Annotated in this window: 16 protein-coding genes; 7 read left to right on the top strand and 9 right to left on the bottom strand. The window is 41.2% G+C overall.

Features of this window, described 5'->3' with window-relative positions:
• Positions 1-218 precede the first annotated feature (218 nt).
• Positions 219-722 carry a thiol peroxidase gene (gene tpx, locus AC3Z9T_RS11320; RefSeq protein WP_490126221.1) on the top strand — a complete coding sequence of 168 codons (504 nt, stop codon included), beginning with the start codon at positions 219-221 and terminating at the stop codon, positions 720-722.
• Between the two features lie 213 nt (positions 723-935).
• Here the strand turns inward: tpx and AC3Z9T_RS11315 are convergent, their stop codons facing one another.
• The 9 genes from AC3Z9T_RS11315 to pspA all read right to left on the bottom strand — a co-directional run bounded on the left by AC3Z9T_RS11315 (position 936) and on the right by pspA (position 7,907).
• Complete coding sequence (locus AC3Z9T_RS11315) at positions 936-1,310, bottom strand: ATP-binding protein (RefSeq protein WP_490126220.1); 375 nt, start codon at positions 1,308-1,310, stop codon at positions 936-938.
• A gap of 168 nt (positions 1,311-1,478) precedes the next feature.
• A complete protein-coding gene (locus AC3Z9T_RS11310) occupies positions 1,479-1,901 on the bottom strand; it encodes a hypothetical protein (protein ID WP_490126219.1) in 423 nt (140 codons plus the stop codon).
• Positions 1,894-3,459 (bottom strand): transcriptional regulator TyrR, encoded by a 1,566-nt coding sequence (gene tyrR, locus AC3Z9T_RS11305; protein ID WP_490126218.1) that lies wholly within the window; start codon positions 3,457-3,459, stop codon positions 1,894-1,896. Before tyrR ends, AC3Z9T_RS11310 begins: the two co-directional genes overlap by 8 nt.
• A gap of 239 nt (positions 3,460-3,698) precedes the next feature.
• Positions 3,699-4,754, bottom strand: a complete 1,056-nt coding sequence (locus tag AC3Z9T_RS11300; RefSeq protein ID WP_490126217.1) for a YcjF family protein — start codon at positions 4,752-4,754, stop codon at positions 3,699-3,701.
• The gene (locus tag AC3Z9T_RS11295) at positions 4,751-6,148 is read right to left on the bottom strand and encodes a YcjX family GTP-binding protein (RefSeq protein WP_490126216.1); all 1,398 of its coding nucleotides are present in this window, start codon (positions 6,146-6,148) and stop codon (positions 4,751-4,753) included. The genes AC3Z9T_RS11300 and AC3Z9T_RS11295 overlap by 4 nt, the downstream gene beginning before the upstream one ends.
• Positions 6,149-6,302: 154 nt before the next feature.
• Positions 6,303-6,485, bottom strand: coding sequence for a hypothetical protein (locus tag AC3Z9T_RS11290; RefSeq protein ID WP_490126215.1), 183 nt, complete (start codon positions 6,483-6,485; stop codon positions 6,303-6,305).
• An 88-nt stretch (positions 6,486-6,573) separates the two neighbouring features.
• The gene (pspC, locus tag AC3Z9T_RS11285; protein WP_490126214.1) at positions 6,574-6,930 is read right to left on the bottom strand and encodes an envelope stress response membrane protein PspC; all 357 of its coding nucleotides are present in this window, start codon (positions 6,928-6,930) and stop codon (positions 6,574-6,576) included.
• Positions 6,930-7,160: an envelope stress response membrane protein PspB gene (gene pspB / locus AC3Z9T_RS11280; RefSeq protein WP_490126213.1), complete on the bottom strand. Its 231-nt coding sequence runs from the start codon at positions 7,158-7,160 to the stop codon at positions 6,930-6,932. Before pspB ends, pspC begins: the two co-directional genes overlap by 1 nt.
• Before the next feature lie 78 nt (positions 7,161-7,238).
• The gene (gene pspA / locus AC3Z9T_RS11275; protein WP_070929727.1) at positions 7,239-7,907 is read right to left on the bottom strand and encodes a phage shock protein PspA; all 669 of its coding nucleotides are present in this window, start codon (positions 7,905-7,907) and stop codon (positions 7,239-7,241) included.
• 242 nt (positions 7,908-8,149) lie between these two features.
• Between pspA and pspF the strand changes: the two genes are divergently transcribed.
• The 6 genes from pspF to sapF all read left to right on the top strand — a co-directional run bounded on the left by pspF (position 8,150) and on the right by sapF (position 14,954).
• Positions 8,150-9,163 (top strand): phage shock protein operon transcriptional activator, encoded by a 1,014-nt coding sequence (pspF, locus tag AC3Z9T_RS11270; RefSeq protein WP_490126212.1) that lies wholly within the window; start codon positions 8,150-8,152, stop codon positions 9,161-9,163.
• 468 nt (positions 9,164-9,631) lie between these two features.
• The gene (gene sapA / locus AC3Z9T_RS11265) at positions 9,632-11,317 is read left to right on the top strand and encodes an ABC transporter substrate-binding protein SapA (protein WP_490126282.1); all 1,686 of its coding nucleotides are present in this window, start codon (positions 9,632-9,634) and stop codon (positions 11,315-11,317) included.
• Positions 11,314-12,279 (top strand): putrescine export ABC transporter permease SapB, encoded by a 966-nt coding sequence (gene sapB / locus AC3Z9T_RS11260; RefSeq protein WP_490126211.1) that lies wholly within the window; start codon positions 11,314-11,316, stop codon positions 12,277-12,279. The genes sapA and sapB overlap by 4 nt, the downstream gene beginning before the upstream one ends.
• Positions 12,266-13,156 carry a putrescine export ABC transporter permease SapC gene (gene sapC, locus AC3Z9T_RS11255; RefSeq protein WP_490126210.1) on the top strand — a complete coding sequence of 297 codons (891 nt, stop codon included), beginning with the start codon at positions 12,266-12,268 and terminating at the stop codon, positions 13,154-13,156. The genes sapB and sapC overlap by 14 nt, the downstream gene beginning before the upstream one ends.
• Positions 13,156-14,151, top strand: a complete 996-nt coding sequence (gene sapD, locus AC3Z9T_RS11250; protein ID WP_490126209.1) for a putrescine export ABC transporter ATP-binding protein SapD — start codon at positions 13,156-13,158, stop codon at positions 14,149-14,151. Before sapC ends, sapD begins: the two co-directional genes overlap by 1 nt.
• On the top strand, positions 14,151-14,954 hold the full coding sequence (gene sapF / locus AC3Z9T_RS11245; RefSeq protein WP_490126208.1) for a putrescine export ABC transporter ATP-binding protein SapF: 804 nt from the start codon (positions 14,151-14,153) through the stop codon (positions 14,952-14,954). Before sapD ends, sapF begins: the two co-directional genes overlap by 1 nt.
• Positions 14,955-14,989: the final 35 nt, after the last annotated feature.

Genomic DNA, 14,989 nt, shown 5'->3' with positions numbered 1-14,989 from the left:
CAATATTGATTTGTCATGCGTCAATAAGTATGAACTAAGGTATACTACGAACCGATAAAGCCAAATGGCACATATCAATAGGATTTAATATTCAAACTGGTCAAAAATAACTATGTGGGGTTTGAGCTAATATTAAGAATGAGTTTTATCGCAACTCATTGCTAATTGATGTTAGTCTGGTAACTGACCACATAGACTCGCTAATGGGAGAAATCTAAATGTCACAATCAGTAAAATTAAAAGGTAATGACGTCGCTGTTGACGGTGTATTTTTACAAGCGGGACAGCAAGCAAAAGCGTTTACCTTAGTTGCTAAAGATCTTTCCGAAGCAACTCTTGATAGCTACAAAGGTAAGCGTAAAGTTCTGAATATCTTCCCTAGTGTTGACACCGGTGTTTGCGCAGCATCAGTTCGTAAATTTAACCAGTTAGCTAATGGCCTGAACAATACTGTTGTTCTGTGCATTTCAGCTGACTTACCTTTTGCACAAGCACGCTTCTGTGGTGCTGAAGGTTTAGATAATGTTGTGACTCTATCAACTTTCCGTAACCCTGAATTTGCTAATCACTATGGTGTCGCGTTAGCAAGCGGCCCATTGAAAGGCCTGACCGCACGTTCAGTCGTGGTATTGGATGAGAATGATAAGGTGATTTATAGCCAATTGGTTCCAGAAATCACTGAAGAACCTGATTACGATAAAGCACTTGCTGCACTGAAATAATCTATTTAAGCAGCCAGTGTTTATACTGGCTACTTCAGACTGCTGACAAACGTATTTTGTTTGTCTGCGGTCGTTAAGGTTTTTGAAATCAACGAGGAAAATCAATTTATTGATTTTCGGCTGATAACACGGAGCGGGAAAAACCACGCTTTTATCCCGCTTCGTCAACAACCTCAAGCAGCCAGTTTTTATACTGGCTGCCTATTCACCGCTCTAGTCAACATAGAGCCAATTCAGTGTGTTATGATGTTTCGCATTAACCACATTGGCAAATAACTTATTATCACCCATCATTTTTACCAACGAGTGGGAACAACAACTGAGGATCTTCATCGCCTGTTCTTTATCAACAGGGCAAGATGACGTAAGAATATCGATAATAAGATCTCTCGGTTTATTGCCATTTTTAACTAACGCTTCCCAAGTAAAGCGATTACGTTTTTCAAGATAACGGGCTGCAGCTCGATTCATTAAATAGAGCTCTGCTGCCGAGGCTGCAACCTCAAACATGTCATTTTTATAATGGCGCTGGTTGAGATAATCGCGCAGTTTAGTCGTAACAATAAAGTTAAGAGCGAATTGATCCATAGCAACTCCTTGCAGGCTCTTAAACAGCCTTGCGACATTAGTTATCATCAATCAAAACAAAGCGAAAATATGGATTGTTTAACTTCAGTATAGTGTGCTTTTTGTGCGAAAAGATATCGCCAACGATGAAAAACCCATCAGCGATCACATTAATCATAAAATGATGAATTAATCGGGGAACATCCGAATTTCTAGTTTAGTACCTTCAGGCTGTTGAATAAATTTATACAACGTTTCCCCACCTTCAAAGGTTAAATTAATTTCTAGCTGTTTGGGATTTAGCCAATGATAGTCAGCTTCAATGCAACCACCTTGGTTACACTTCTCTTTAATATTTTTATTAGGCGCTAACTTTTTGACTAAATTATGGCGATCTTCACTATTAAGCTGCTTATAACGCTCAAAGGCAGTCGCGATATCCGCATTCACAAAATTACACTCAATCAAATAGCCGTTCTCATAAATATCATCGGGTTGTTGTTGTGCACTGTGGCAATATTTATCCATTGCTGGAGATTGAGTAAGTTCTTGCCCGAAACTTTGGCTATTAAAACAAAATAACAAAACACTCAGTGATAGGTATTTATTCATTATCTTGCTCTTTTTTCTGATTTAAACCGTATTCACGCAACTTATTTGCAATTGCAGTATGAGAGACCTCTAAACGTTTCGCCAATTTACGTGTACTGGGATAATCGCGATATAAACGTGATAACACTGAAGCCTCATAACGCTTAGTGATTTCATCTAGAGATCCATTTAAAGAGTCTATGGCAAGAGCGGGTAAGCTCTCTGTATCCGGTAAATCAATATCATGGGCATTTAATACATCACCATCTAATTGAGTTAACCCTTGATAAATCGCATTACGTAATTGCCTAACATTACCCGGCCAATAATAACGACTTAAGTAATCAATTAATGACGGTGCAAGCCGAGGTTTTGCAATATTTAATTCTTTAGCGAAATTGGTAACAAATACATCAGTGAGGGGTAAAATATCTTCTTGTCGGTCACGAAGCGGTGGGATCGTCAATGTTAGAACATTTAAGCGATAATAGAGATCCTCCCTAAACTTCTTCTGTGCCACCAATTCAGGAAGATTTTTCTGTGTTGCACAAATCACCCGCACATTGACTTTCACCTCACGTTCTTCACCGACACGTCTAAATGTACCATCGTTAAGAAAACGCAATAATTTGATTTGCATCTGTGGTGACATTTCTGCAATTTCATCTAATAAAACCGTACCACCGTTCGCTTGTTCAAAGAAACCTTTTTTACCATCCACCGCATTTGGATACGCCCCAGCGGCATAACCAAATAATTCGCTTTCTACCACATCATCAGGCATCGAAGCACAATTTAGCCCTAAAAACGGCGCATTCCCTCGAGCACTGTGTAAATGACAAGCTTTTGCCAGCAAGTCTTTACCCGTTCCCGTTTCACCGACCAGCAATAATGGCTCATCTAACATGGCAATTCGTTTTGCACGTTCAACAACATGTGACATTGCAGGGCTGCTGGCAACAATCAGATCAAAACCATCGACATCAACACCAACAATTTGCTGACGTTGTTTTTCTAGGATAGCTGCTGACTTAAGTAATAAAACCGCACCAGTACAATGTGATTTACCATTTTCATCGGCCAAAATAATTGGTGTGACTTGCATTAAATAGTCATTACCTTTTATGGTCACTCTTTCCGTATAGGCTTCTGGCTCTTCGCGCTCAAACCAACGCTGTAATCCATGGTTATTAACTAAATTGGAAAACGTTTTTTGCTTAATTTTATTTTCATCAACACCAAATAAATTCAGTGACATTGGGTTGACTAATTCAATATTTAATTTGTTATCAATCGATAACACAGGCTCTGGAAATGAGTTTAATAATGCCCAAACCGCTTTATGTTCCCTCTCTGAAGGCATAAAGAAAATACGGCGAACATCAATCACCCCGTTAATGCGGCGGATCTCTGCCATCAACGTACTAAATACTTGGAAATCAACGGGGGTAAAATTAAGGTAGATCCGTCTTTGCGCTGATATTTCAATGCCTTTAAGGTCAATATTTTGTAAGACGAGTAAATCAAGCAATTCACGAGTGAGACCGATACGGTCTTGGCAAGTTACTTCAAGGCGCATGGATTAATTAACCTTTAACGGAAACAGAAATAGTTATTGAATATTTTAGCGTGATTTACAGTAGGAATACAGCAGATGTGTCACATATTATTGACAGTAATGATTTACAAGCTGAAGAACAAGAAAAAATCACTATAATAACAACGGAAAATAAAGCCTTCTGATGGAATAGTAAACAATTACAATTTTTTTTACTGGCAAGTGTTGTTTACTGTCAACTCAACCTGCCAGTAAAAGGTTTACTTGGTATCTTTTTTACTAGGAACTGCATTTTTAAGCTGGCTCAATAACTGCCCACGAAAATCGGCTAAACGTGGTTTATCATCAATCCAAGGCAATGGGCGACACAACTCCATCGCTTTAATACCTAATCTTGCTGTTAATAAACCTGCACCAATACCTTGCGCGGCACGAGTCGATAAACGTGCAGTAATATCCTGCGATAACCAATCCATACCCACTTCACGGATCAATTCAGATGCGCCCGCAAAGGCAATGTTAATTAATACCATTCTAAATAAACGAATGCGGCTGTAATAGCCGAGCTCAATACCATAAATCGCAGCAATACGGTTGATTAAGCGAATATTTCGCCAAGCAATAAAAGCCATATCAACAATCGCTAATGGGCTGACCGCAATCATTAAAGCTGATTCAGCAGACGAGCGGCTGATTTCTTTGCGTGCCTGCTCATCTAATATCGGCTGGACTAATTTGCTATATAGCTCCACGACTTCTCGGTCGTTATGTGTTTCATGTACCATTGCTTGCCAGCGCTGTATGGCTGGATGCTGGTCTGAAAGCGCTGATTGTTTGGTTAATTTTTCACAGAATGCTTTACCTTGCCCCATTCCATGGCTATGCAGTAATTCCCTCGCAATATCGCGCTCTTGAGCTCTTTCTCTTAAACGGTATAAACGACGCCATTCGGTAACAATTGAGCCAACACCCGCAACGACAATTAAACCACCCGCAGCGGCGGTGCCTAACGCGGTCCAATCTTGCGTCACCCAAGAGGTGTGGATCCAAATACCTAATTGAGCAATGACGCTAACACTAAACACACCTACTGCCGCGCCAACCAACCGACGCCAGAAGCTACGTTTAGGCTTCAATGCTTCATTCATCAAGCTTTCAACTTCACCTTCTTGAATATCTTGCTCTACTTCAATCTCAACAGGTACAAACTGATGTTGCTCTTGCGGATCAAAATAATGTGCCTTGCGCAATTTCTCATCGTATTTAGCTGTTTCCTGTTCAGAAAAATCGACTCTTGGCTTAATTGGCTCACTCATTTTAATTTATCTCCCAACAAAAACTCTAATGCACTATCCATACGAATATGCGGTAATGGCTGATCAAGCGGTATTTGCCGAGGACGGAAGTTTTCAAACTCAAACTGCTGTTTTTCCCAAAATTGTTCATTTGGCAATCGCTTAGGAACTTCCCCTGGATAGAAGGTCATTGATTGACCATCACTCAAGCGCTCTCCTTTCAATGCAGGTAGTTTTTCCCCTCGATAATCAATAATACCGCTTTCAGTCGCTTGAATAGAGGCCAACCCCATACAATCCATGCTAATTCCTTCAAATGCCGCATTCTGCCAGGCTTCTTGAACTAATTGTTGCAACAATGAAACTAAATTTGCATGTTGATCAGGGGTAACATGATCCGATTTACTGGCCGCAAACAGTAATTTGTCGATACATGGGGAAAACATACGCCTTAATAAAGTACGCTTACCATAATGAAAGCTACGCATTAGTTGAGTCAGTGCCATACGCATATCATTGAAGGCATCTGGGCCGCTATTTAATGGTTGTAAGCAATCAACCAAGACAATTTGACGATCAAAACGCTGAAAATGATCTTTATAAAAACCTTTGACCACATTTTCGCAGTAATATTGATAACGACGCTGGAGCATACCGATATTAGTCTGCTTATCTGCTTGAGCCAGTTTTTTTTCACCGTATTTTTCGATGTTTGGCCACGGGAAAAATTGCAATGCAGGCGCTCCAGCTAGCTCTCCCGGAAGCACAAAGCGCCCCGGTTGAATAAAGTGCTGCCCTTCCGCTTTGCATTGCTCTAAATAGGTAGTATAAGCAGCCGAAATTGCCGCTAATAAATTCTCATCCGCAGGAGCAAATGGATCACATGACTCGCACAGTTGCAGCCATGATTGCCCTAGTTGAGCACGCTTCCCTTTTTGCAGGGTTCTCATTTGTGCCGACCACTCCACATAGCTTTGATCAAGCATAGGAAGGTCAAGCAGCCATTCGCCCGGATAATCAACAATTTCCAAATATAACGAAGAATTATCAACAAAATGACGAAAAAATGAGCCTTCTGAACGGTAGTGTAACTTTAAGCGTATTTCGCTTACTCCACGGGTTGGTGTTGGCCATTGAGGCGGGTTGCCATATAACTGCGTGATCCCTTCATCATAAGTAAAACGTTGGATCGAAAAATCACGCTGTGGGATGCGTTTTACACCAAGTAAACGTTTATCACGCGCAGCTGAAAATAGAGGCAAGCGAGCGCCACTATTTACATTCAGTAATTGGTTAACAAGGGAAGTAATAAATGCCGTTTTTCCACTGCGGCTAAGTCCTGTTACGGCAAGCCTGACATGGCGGTCAACACTACGATTCACCAAATCAGTCAATTCATTTTGTAGCCGTTTCATAGTTTTCCCACTCGCTCAATAATATTGATGTGTGACTGCTCTTCGCCGTAAACGGCGAAACTTCCCACTTCTCCGCCCGCATTGGGCGAAAGTTTATGACAGATTTTGTTAATTTAATCACGAATTGCTAGAGTACACCAATAATCGCTATTTTTTAACGAGCTAGGCGTTTTGTCAGGTAGCTGATGACCCATTTGCTGCCAACGATTTTAATCACCTTGCCAATGACCCCACCCGGCCCATAGGTAATTGCCAATGTTGCAACAACCTTCAATATCTTACCAACAGCCTGCTTTTTCACGCGCTGCTGTAATTTGCGTTTGATATGAGTTTGCATTGTTTTACCGTATGAATTTCAATAGTAGATAAGTATGTTAGGGAATAATGTTGTGTATTATTCCCCGAAAATGTGAAGGGTATTTGAATTATAAATCGCGAAACTTACTGTTTACCGTATAGGTATCAGAAGTCACATAACGCTCTATTTGGCGTAGACGTAATTCCCCTGATTTTAATTGTGCATCGACTTCGTTAAATAAACTGGTGACTTCTGCGCTAATATCTTGTTGAGCACGATAGCCGCTTGGTGCATTAGGGACAACAAAGCACATGACAATGTAAATAACCAATGTGATACCAAAGCTCATGAATAGAGCCAATACTGTCAGTGCTCTGACCAAGGCAACCGGTAAGTCAAGATATTGCGCAATACCGGAACACACACCACCAAATACTCGGCGGTCAGTTAAACGATATAATTTACGGTTGCGAAAATCAGTCATTATTTTTGCCTCCAATTTGGATGTTCCGCATCCAGAATATCTTCCAACGTTTTAATACGCTGCTGCATCCGTTGTGATTGCTCTGCAAGCTGCATTAAGCGCTGAATTTCATTTTCTGTAAGCTGGCTCTCCTGACCGCTTTTTTGTTTGCTGTAATGCAGCCATAACCAAAACGGTAGAATAAAGATAATAAAAATTATTAATACGAGAGACAGAAAAACATAGCCCATCACATTTCCTTATATCAAATGGTAATATTGATCTTTCCCCTAATGCAGCTCGCAGCTGCACGAGGGGCTTCATCATGACTATTCTTTATTAGTATTAATTTTAGCTTTAAGAGCCGCTAATTGTGCGCTAATTTCATCATCTGCTTTTAGCTCAGCAAATTGTTGATCTAACGATTTCTGTTTGCCAATACCATAACTTTGCGCCTCACCTTCCATATGATCAATGCGACGCTCAAATTGCTCAAAACGCGCCATAGCCTCATCCAGCTTACCACTATCTAACTGGCGGCGGACATTGCGGCTTGACTGCGCCGCTTCTAAACGAACTGTCATTGATTGTTGTTTAGCACGTGTTTCTTGCAATTTGTTTTCTAGTTCAGTGATCTCGCCTTTCAAACGAGCTAATGTTTCTTCAACAATAATATGCTCATGTTTTAACGTATCAACCATTGCGCTCACTTTTTGCTTCTCAATCAGCGCTGCACGAGCCAAATCTTCTTTATCTTTAACCAGCGCAAGTTCAGCTTTTTCTTGCCAATCTGCAACTTGCTTTTCGCCCATTTCAATGCGACGTTCTAAGCCTTTTTTCTCCGCTAAAGTACGTGCAGAGGTTGAACGGATCTCAACTAGCATGTCTTCCATTTCCTGAATCATCAGGCGGATCATTTTTTGTGGATCTTCGGCTTTATCCAGCAAAGATGCGATGTTAGCATTAATGATGTCGGCAAAACGTGAAAAAATACCCATTATTTATTTCCTCTTGATGGATTTTATCATTCAGTAGAGCCTCAACCCGATTTTGGTTTCCCACCAATACGTGATGCTCCGTTTAACTATTACGTAAGATATATTGCAACCACCGTGCCAACTTTCAAGAAAAAGCATTAACATAATGAATAAAAAGCAATAAATTATTTTCCTGTTATTTTTTAACGCAGTGAACTATAGTTTCAATAGGTCAATAAAACCAACTATTGGTGAAAATAACCATGAAAACCCCTAATGATACCATTATTGGCAACTCATCCAATTTCTTAGATGTTCTTGAGCGTACCTCTGAGTTAGCAAAACTCAGCAAACCTATTTTAGTGATCGGTGAACGAGGGACAGGTAAAGAATTGATTGCTGACCGTTTACACTTTCTATCTCCTCGTTGGCAAGAACCTTTTATCTCTCTCAATTGCAGTGGGTTAAATGAGAATTTGCTAGATTCTGAATTATTTGGCCATGAGGCAGGCTCTTTTACGGGGGCTCAAAAACGTCATCAGGGTCGGTTTGAACGAGCCGATAAAGGCACATTGTTTCTGGATGAGCTGGCAACAGCGCCGATGTCGGTACAAGAAAAGCTACTCCGAGTTATTGAATATGGTGAATTAGAGCGCGTTGGTGGTAGCCAATCACTTAAGGTTGATGTACGGCTTGTGTGTGCAACCAATGCAAACCTCCCTGAATTAGCTAAAGAAGGTCGTTTTAGAGCAGATCTGCTCGACAGATTGGCCTTTGAAGTGATCCGTATCCCACCACTACGTGAACGCGTATCTGATATTATGTTATTAGCTGAATACTTCGCTATCGCTATGAGCGGTGAGCTTAAGCGGCCCTATTTTAGTGGTTTTAGTACAACAGCTCGCCATGCTCTTGAACAATATTCGTGGCCGGGCAATATCCGTGAACTAAAGAATGTTGTCGAACGTTCAGTCTATCGTCATGGTGAAAGTGAAGAACCTGTTGAAACAATCATCTTTGACCCATTTGGTGAAAAATTAGCTGAACTTGCTAACCCTAAGCAATCAGTGCTTGATAATACAATGCAACTCCCTACACTCCCTTGTGATTTACGTCTATGGCAACAACAAAGCGAAAAACAATTAGTCGAACACGCATTACAGCAATGTCAATTTAATCAACGTAAAGCTGCTCAGCGATTATCATTGAGTTATGACCAAATAAGGGGATTAATTAAAAAACACCAAATTGAATTAAATAACATATTATTTGATTAGTGATTTTAAAAAAATACGCTAAGTAATTCATGGTGCAGGTAGGCGACAAATTAAGATAGACGGGAGAGCATCGATAAACGGTGCGACCTGACAAGCTAGCCATCCTTTAGGCTGGTTCATTAACCTGTTCAGCTTACGAATTGCAATGAAAAAAAAAGCCAGCACCCATGCTGGCTATAAAAAAACACTGGAAGCAATGTGAGCAATGTCATGCCTAGACCATAAGCTATTGCTTAGGCGGCAAAGAGAATGATAATAGTTATCACTAGTATTTGTAAAGCGCTTTAATGAGATTTTTTCTCATTAAAATGTAATAAACTGATATTTAAACAATTAAATTTTACTTTACGTTTCTTTTGCTTACTGAACAGGCTCTTATTGTTCTAAAAACAACCAATATTTTGCTTATACCCTGTCTACCCATTTTTAAGCTACAATATGTCATTTCAGGTTAACGATATCAGTGATATGCGCCTAATAACTGTTTGGCTTCTATTTACCCTTTCACTAACAGCTCAAGCTCTTAGTGGCAACGTTTCGTACAGAGATACCGTGGCGAATGATGTTCCGAAAAATATCCGCCAAAATGGTTTTATCTACTGTGTTAATGGCATTGTCACTACATTTAACCCACAGTTAGTGAGTAGTGGACTGATTGTCGACCCTCTTGCGGCACAAATTTATGATCGCTTACTGGATGTCGACCCATTCACTTATCGGCTGATCCCCGAAGTCGCTTCTCGCTGGGAGGTACTCGATAATGGTGCTACCTACCGCCTAACACTGCGTAAAGATGTCAAATTTCAAGACACACCTTGGTTTACCCCCACTCGCAATATGAATGCAGATGATGTTGTCTTTAGCTTTTCACGAATGTTTGAAGTCCATCACCCTTATCATTACATTAATGGTGGACGCTATCCGTACTTTGATAGCTTACAATTCGCTAACAGCGTACAAAGCATTCGTAAACTTAATGAATATACCGTTGAGTTTCGCTTAAATGCACCTGATGCTTCTTTTTTATGGCATTTAGCGACTCATTACGCGCCTATTTTATCGGCAGAGTATGCTGATTACCTTTCGAGCATTAATCGCCAAGAAATGATTGACTGGCGCCCTGTCGGTACTGGGCCATTTCGACTTGACGATTACCAAGCAGGCCAATTTGTTCGTTTAATGCGTAATAATCACTACTGGAAAGGTGAACCACGCATGCAAGAAGTGGTTATTGATATGGGTGCTGGGGGAACGGGTCGCATTTCCAAACTGCTCACAGGGGAGTGTGATGTGTTAGCTTACCCAGCTGCGAGTCAATTGCCTGTACTACGTGATGATCCTCGACTGCGTATCTCAATGCGTTCAGGTATGAACATTGCTTATTTGGCCTTCAATACCAGCAAGCCACCTTTGGATCAACTTAAGGTGCGTCAAGCTATTGCTTATGCCATTAATAATGAGCGATTAATGCAATCCATCTATTATGGCACAGCCGAAACCGCAGCATCTATCCTGCCTCGCGCCTCTTGGGCTTATGATAATCAAGCCAAAGTAACTGATTATAATCCCGAATTATCGAAAAAGATGTTGCAAGAGCTTGGCCTTGAAAATTTAAAACTCGATCTTTGGGTACCTGTTTCCTCACAGTCTTACAACCCTAGTCCGTTAAAAATGGCTGAGCTGATCCAAGCTGATTTGGCCCAAGTTGGCATTAATATGAATATCCGTTCCGTTGAAGGGCGTTTTCAAGAAAATCAATTAATGGATCGCTCTCATGATATGACATTGGCAGGTTGGGCAACTGATAGTAATGACCCTGACAGTTTTTTCCGTCCATTATTGAGCTGCGCTGCGATTACTTCGCAAACTAACCTAAGTCACTGGTGTAGCCCAACTTTTGATGAAATATTGCATAAAGCGTTACTGACTGAACAATTATCTGAGCGAATTGATTATTATCATCAAGCTCAACAAATATTAAGTGATGATCTCCCTGTGTTACCGTTGGCTTATTCATTACGTTTACAAGCTTATCGTTTTGATATGAAAGGGTTAATTATCAGCGCCTTTGGCAATACTTCATTTGCAGGTGTTTATCGCGATATGAATGAAAACAGTCAAAAAAATAGCCATAATCAGGAGCAGCAACCATGATTATTTATTCGCTGCGCCGCATATTATTACTGATCATCACGCTATTTTTTCTTTCTTTGGTGAGTTTTAGTCTTAGCTATTTTACTCCCAATGCACCATTAAGTGGCGCATCACTGTTTGACGCCTACTTCTTCTACTTTGATGGTTTGCTGCACTTTGATTTTGGCGTTTCCAGTATTAATGGAGAACCGATTTCAGATCAGCTGAGAGATACTTTCCCTGCTACCATGGAGCTTTGTATCTTAGCCTTTATGTTCGCTTTGGTTGTGGGTATTCCATTAGGGATGATCGCTGCTTTTTGGCGTAATAAACCAGCGGATATCGCTATCAGCGCCTTCGCTTTATTGGGCTTTTCGGTACCTGTTTTCGTATTAGCGCTCGTTCTCACACTCTTCTTCTCACTACGCTTGGGTTGGCTCCCCGTTTCAGGAAGAATCGATCTACTCTATAATTTAGAACCCGTCACAGGGTTTGCGCTTATTGACGCTTGGCTGTCTAATTCACCTTATCGCCAACAAATGATCATTAATGTGCTCGAACATATGATCTTACCTGTATTGACCCTAGCTTTGGCCCCGACAACCGAAGTCATTCGCTTGGTGCGCAATAGTACCGAAGAGATAGCCAATGAAAACTATATTAAAGCCGCAGCAACGCGTGGTTTATCACGATTGACAATTATTCGACGACATATATTTCACAATGCAATTCCTCCAATTATCCCGAAACTCGGGCTGCAATTCTCAACCATGCTAACGCTGACCATGGTGACAGAACTCGTCTTTAACTGGCCAGGGCTTGGGCGCTGGCTAGTCACCGCTATCCGCCAGCAAGACTATTCAGCTATCTCTGCGGGGGTAATGTTGATCGGGGCCTTAGTGATTACAGTTAACGTATTGTCTGACATTTTAGGGGCGATGATGGATCCGTTGAAACATAAGGATTGGTATGTCCTCAGATAATTTTTATCGTGAACAGAAGATGCCATCTCCAACACGGGTGGTTTGGAATATATTCTCTTCTGACATTATTTCTATGATCGGTTTCTACGGCGTACTGTTTTTATTAGTACTGTGCTTAGTCGGCCCTTATCTCGCGCCTTATACCATTGATCAGCAATTCTTAGGCTATCAATTGTTACCACCGTCATGGTCTCATTACGGTAATGTTGCCTTTTTCCTTGGCACAGACGATCTTGGACGCGATATTCTTAGCCGTTTAGTGATTGGTACAAAATCCACTTTTGGTGCAGCACTTCTGGTCACATTTATTGCCACCTTAATCGGCTTGGTACTTGGTTGCCTTGCAGGTATGACTCGCGGTTTAAAATCCGCGGTTTTTAATCATGTGCTTGATACCTTACTGTCTATTCCCTCTCTGCTACTTGCCATTATTGTTGTCGCCTTTATGGGGGCGAGTTTACAAAATGCCATGCTTGCTATCTGTTTGGCTTTGATCCCTCGTATGGTTAGAACCATCTATGTTGCTGTACATGATGAGCTGGATAAAGAATATATTGTTGCTGCACGGCTTGATGGTGCATCAAATATTTTTATTTTATGGTATACCGTATTACCTAACATTACACCGATCCTTGTTACCGAACTGACACGTGCGCTATCCATTGCTATCTTAGATATTGCGGCGCTGGGTTTTCTTGATCTTGGCGCTCAACTACCTTCTTCTGAATGGGGTGCGATGCTAGGGGATACTTTAGAACTGATTTATGTTGCACCTTGGTCGGTCATTTTGCCCGGTGCCGCCATTATGATCAGCGTCCTATTCGTCAATTTACTTGGTGATGGGTTACATCGAGCTATTAATGCGGGAGTTGAATAATGCCTCTGCTAGACATCCGCAATTTAACCATTGAATTTTTGACTGCTAATGGCCCTGTCAAAGCCGTTGACCGTATTTCTATGACCCTGTCTGAAGGGGAAGTACGTGGCTTAGTGGGTGAGTCAGGTTCAGGTAAAAGTCTTATCGCAAAAGCCATTTGTGGGGTCACTAAAGATAATATTCGAGTGACCGCAGATCGCTTTCGCTTTCAAGATATCGATTTGCTCAAACTTAGCCCGCGCAAACGGCGTAAATTGATTGGTCATAATATCTCTATGATATTCCAAGAGCCGCAATCTTGTCTTGACCCCTCAGAAGATATTGGCAAACAACTGATACAAGCAATACCAGGCTGGACTTATAAAGGACGTTGGTGGCAACGCTTTAATTGGCGAAAACGCCGTGCTATTGAATTATTGCATCGCGTAGGTATTAAAGATCATAAAGACGTGATGCATAGTTACCCATATGAGCTCACTGATGGTGAATGCCAAAAAGTGATGATCGCCATCGCTATTGCCAATCAGCCTCGCTTGTTGATCGCTGACGAACCAACTAACGCAATGGAATCAACCACTCAGGCGCAGATTTTCCGTTTGCTCGATAAATTGAATCAAAATAATAATATGTCTATATTATTAATTAGCCATGATATGGAAATGATGTCTAAGTTAGTGGATAGAATTAATGTGCTTTATTGCGGACAAACCGTTGAAAGTGCCACACCTGAAGATATTTTACAACGTCCTCATCACCCCTATACGCAAGCATTGATTCGTTCGATCCCAGACTTTGAAAGCCCTATTCCTCATAAGGGGCGCTTAAATACGTTACCGGGTGCCATCCCATCACTAGAGCATTTACCAATTGGTTGCAGGCTCGGCCCACGTTGCCCTTATGCACAGCGTACCTGTATTGTTGCTCCGCCTCTGCGTAATATAAAAAACCACCTATTCGCTTGCCATTATCCGCTGAATACGGAGGAGCAGTCTTAATGGAAACATTACTTGAGGTACGCAACCTCACAAAAACGTTTCGTTTTCGTGAAGGGCTATTTCGTCGTTATGAATTAGAGGCAGTGAAGCCGCTGAGTTTCAATTTACAAGCAGGGCAAACCTTAGCCATTATTGGTGCAAATGGTTCAGGTAAATCAACGCTTGCCCGGATGTTATCAGGGGTAACAGAGCCTACCGCTGGGGAAATTATGATCCGCGGTCATCGGCTCAATTATGGTGATTATGGTTATCGTAGTCAGCGAATACGCATGATATTCCAAGATCCCAGTACTTCATTAAATCCAAGGCAGCGTATTGGTCAAACACTCGAGCTACCTTTAAAGTTAAATACCGAATTGACAGGTATTGAACGAGAACGGCGTATAATTCAGACATTACGCCAAGTTGGCCTATTGCCTGATCATGCTGAATATTATCCACATATGCTCGCCTCTGGTCAGAAACAACGAGTCGCATTAGCTAGAGCCCTAATTTTACAACCTGAAATTATTATTGCTGACGAAGCTTTGGCTTCGTTAGATATGTCAATGCGCTCGCAAATAATTAATCTAATGCTCGAATTACAAGCAAAACAAGATATTGCTTATATTTATGTCACACAGCATTTAGGCATGATGAAGCATATTAGTGATAAAATGCTAGTTATGGATAAAGGTGTAGTTGTTGAGCGCGGTAATACTGCTGAAGTATTAGCGGCTCCGTTACATGATGTCACTCGTCGATTAATTGAGAGCCATTTTGGTGAACCACTTTCAATCGATGCATGGCGTCAGGATCTTTGACTGCTCCGACAAGCGCAGCAAAATATCCTTCTTGT

This window comes from Providencia sp. 6390 (assembly GCF_058148425.1).
The sequence above is the reverse complement of the archived record's forward strand: the minus strand, read 5'-3'. Positions and strand labels throughout refer to the sequence as shown.

Coding starts and splice junctions, on each gene's coding strand:
- tpx (WP_490126221.1), top strand. CDS start 219: ATGTCACAATCAGTAAAATTAAAAGGTAATGACGTCGCTGTTGACGGT.
- AC3Z9T_RS11315 (WP_490126220.1), bottom strand. CDS start 1,310: ATGGATCAATTCGCTCTTAACTTTATTGTTACGACTAAACTGCGCGAT.
- AC3Z9T_RS11310 (WP_490126219.1), bottom strand. CDS start 1,901: ATGAATAAATACCTATCACTGAGTGTTTTGTTATTTTGTTTTAATAGC.
- tyrR (WP_490126218.1), bottom strand. CDS start 3,459: ATGCGCCTTGAAGTAACTTGCCAAGACCGTATCGGTCTCACTCGTGAA.
- AC3Z9T_RS11300 (WP_490126217.1), bottom strand. CDS start 4,754: ATGAGTGAGCCAATTAAGCCAAGAGTCGATTTTTCTGAACAGGAAACA.
- AC3Z9T_RS11295 (WP_490126216.1), bottom strand. CDS start 6,148: ATGAAACGGCTACAAAATGAATTGACTGATTTGGTGAATCGTAGTGTT.
- AC3Z9T_RS11290 (WP_490126215.1), bottom strand. CDS start 6,485: ATGCAAACTCATATCAAACGCAAATTACAGCAGCGCGTGAAAAAGCAG.
- pspC (WP_490126214.1), bottom strand. CDS start 6,930: ATGACTGATTTTCGCAACCGTAAATTATATCGTTTAACTGACCGCCGA.
- pspB (WP_490126213.1), bottom strand. CDS start 7,160: ATGGGCTATGTTTTTCTGTCTCTCGTATTAATAATTTTTATTATCTTT.
- pspA (WP_070929727.1), bottom strand. CDS start 7,907: ATGGGTATTTTTTCACGTTTTGCCGACATCATTAATGCTAACATCGCA.
- pspF (WP_490126212.1), top strand. CDS start 8,150: ATGAAAACCCCTAATGATACCATTATTGGCAACTCATCCAATTTCTTA.
- sapA (WP_490126282.1), top strand. CDS start 9,632: ATGCGCCTAATAACTGTTTGGCTTCTATTTACCCTTTCACTAACAGCT.
- sapB (WP_490126211.1), top strand. CDS start 11,314: ATGATTATTTATTCGCTGCGCCGCATATTATTACTGATCATCACGCTA.
- sapC (WP_490126210.1), top strand. CDS start 12,266: ATGTCCTCAGATAATTTTTATCGTGAACAGAAGATGCCATCTCCAACA.
- sapD (WP_490126209.1), top strand. CDS start 13,156: ATGCCTCTGCTAGACATCCGCAATTTAACCATTGAATTTTTGACTGCT.
- sapF (WP_490126208.1), top strand. CDS start 14,151: ATGGAAACATTACTTGAGGTACGCAACCTCACAAAAACGTTTCGTTTT.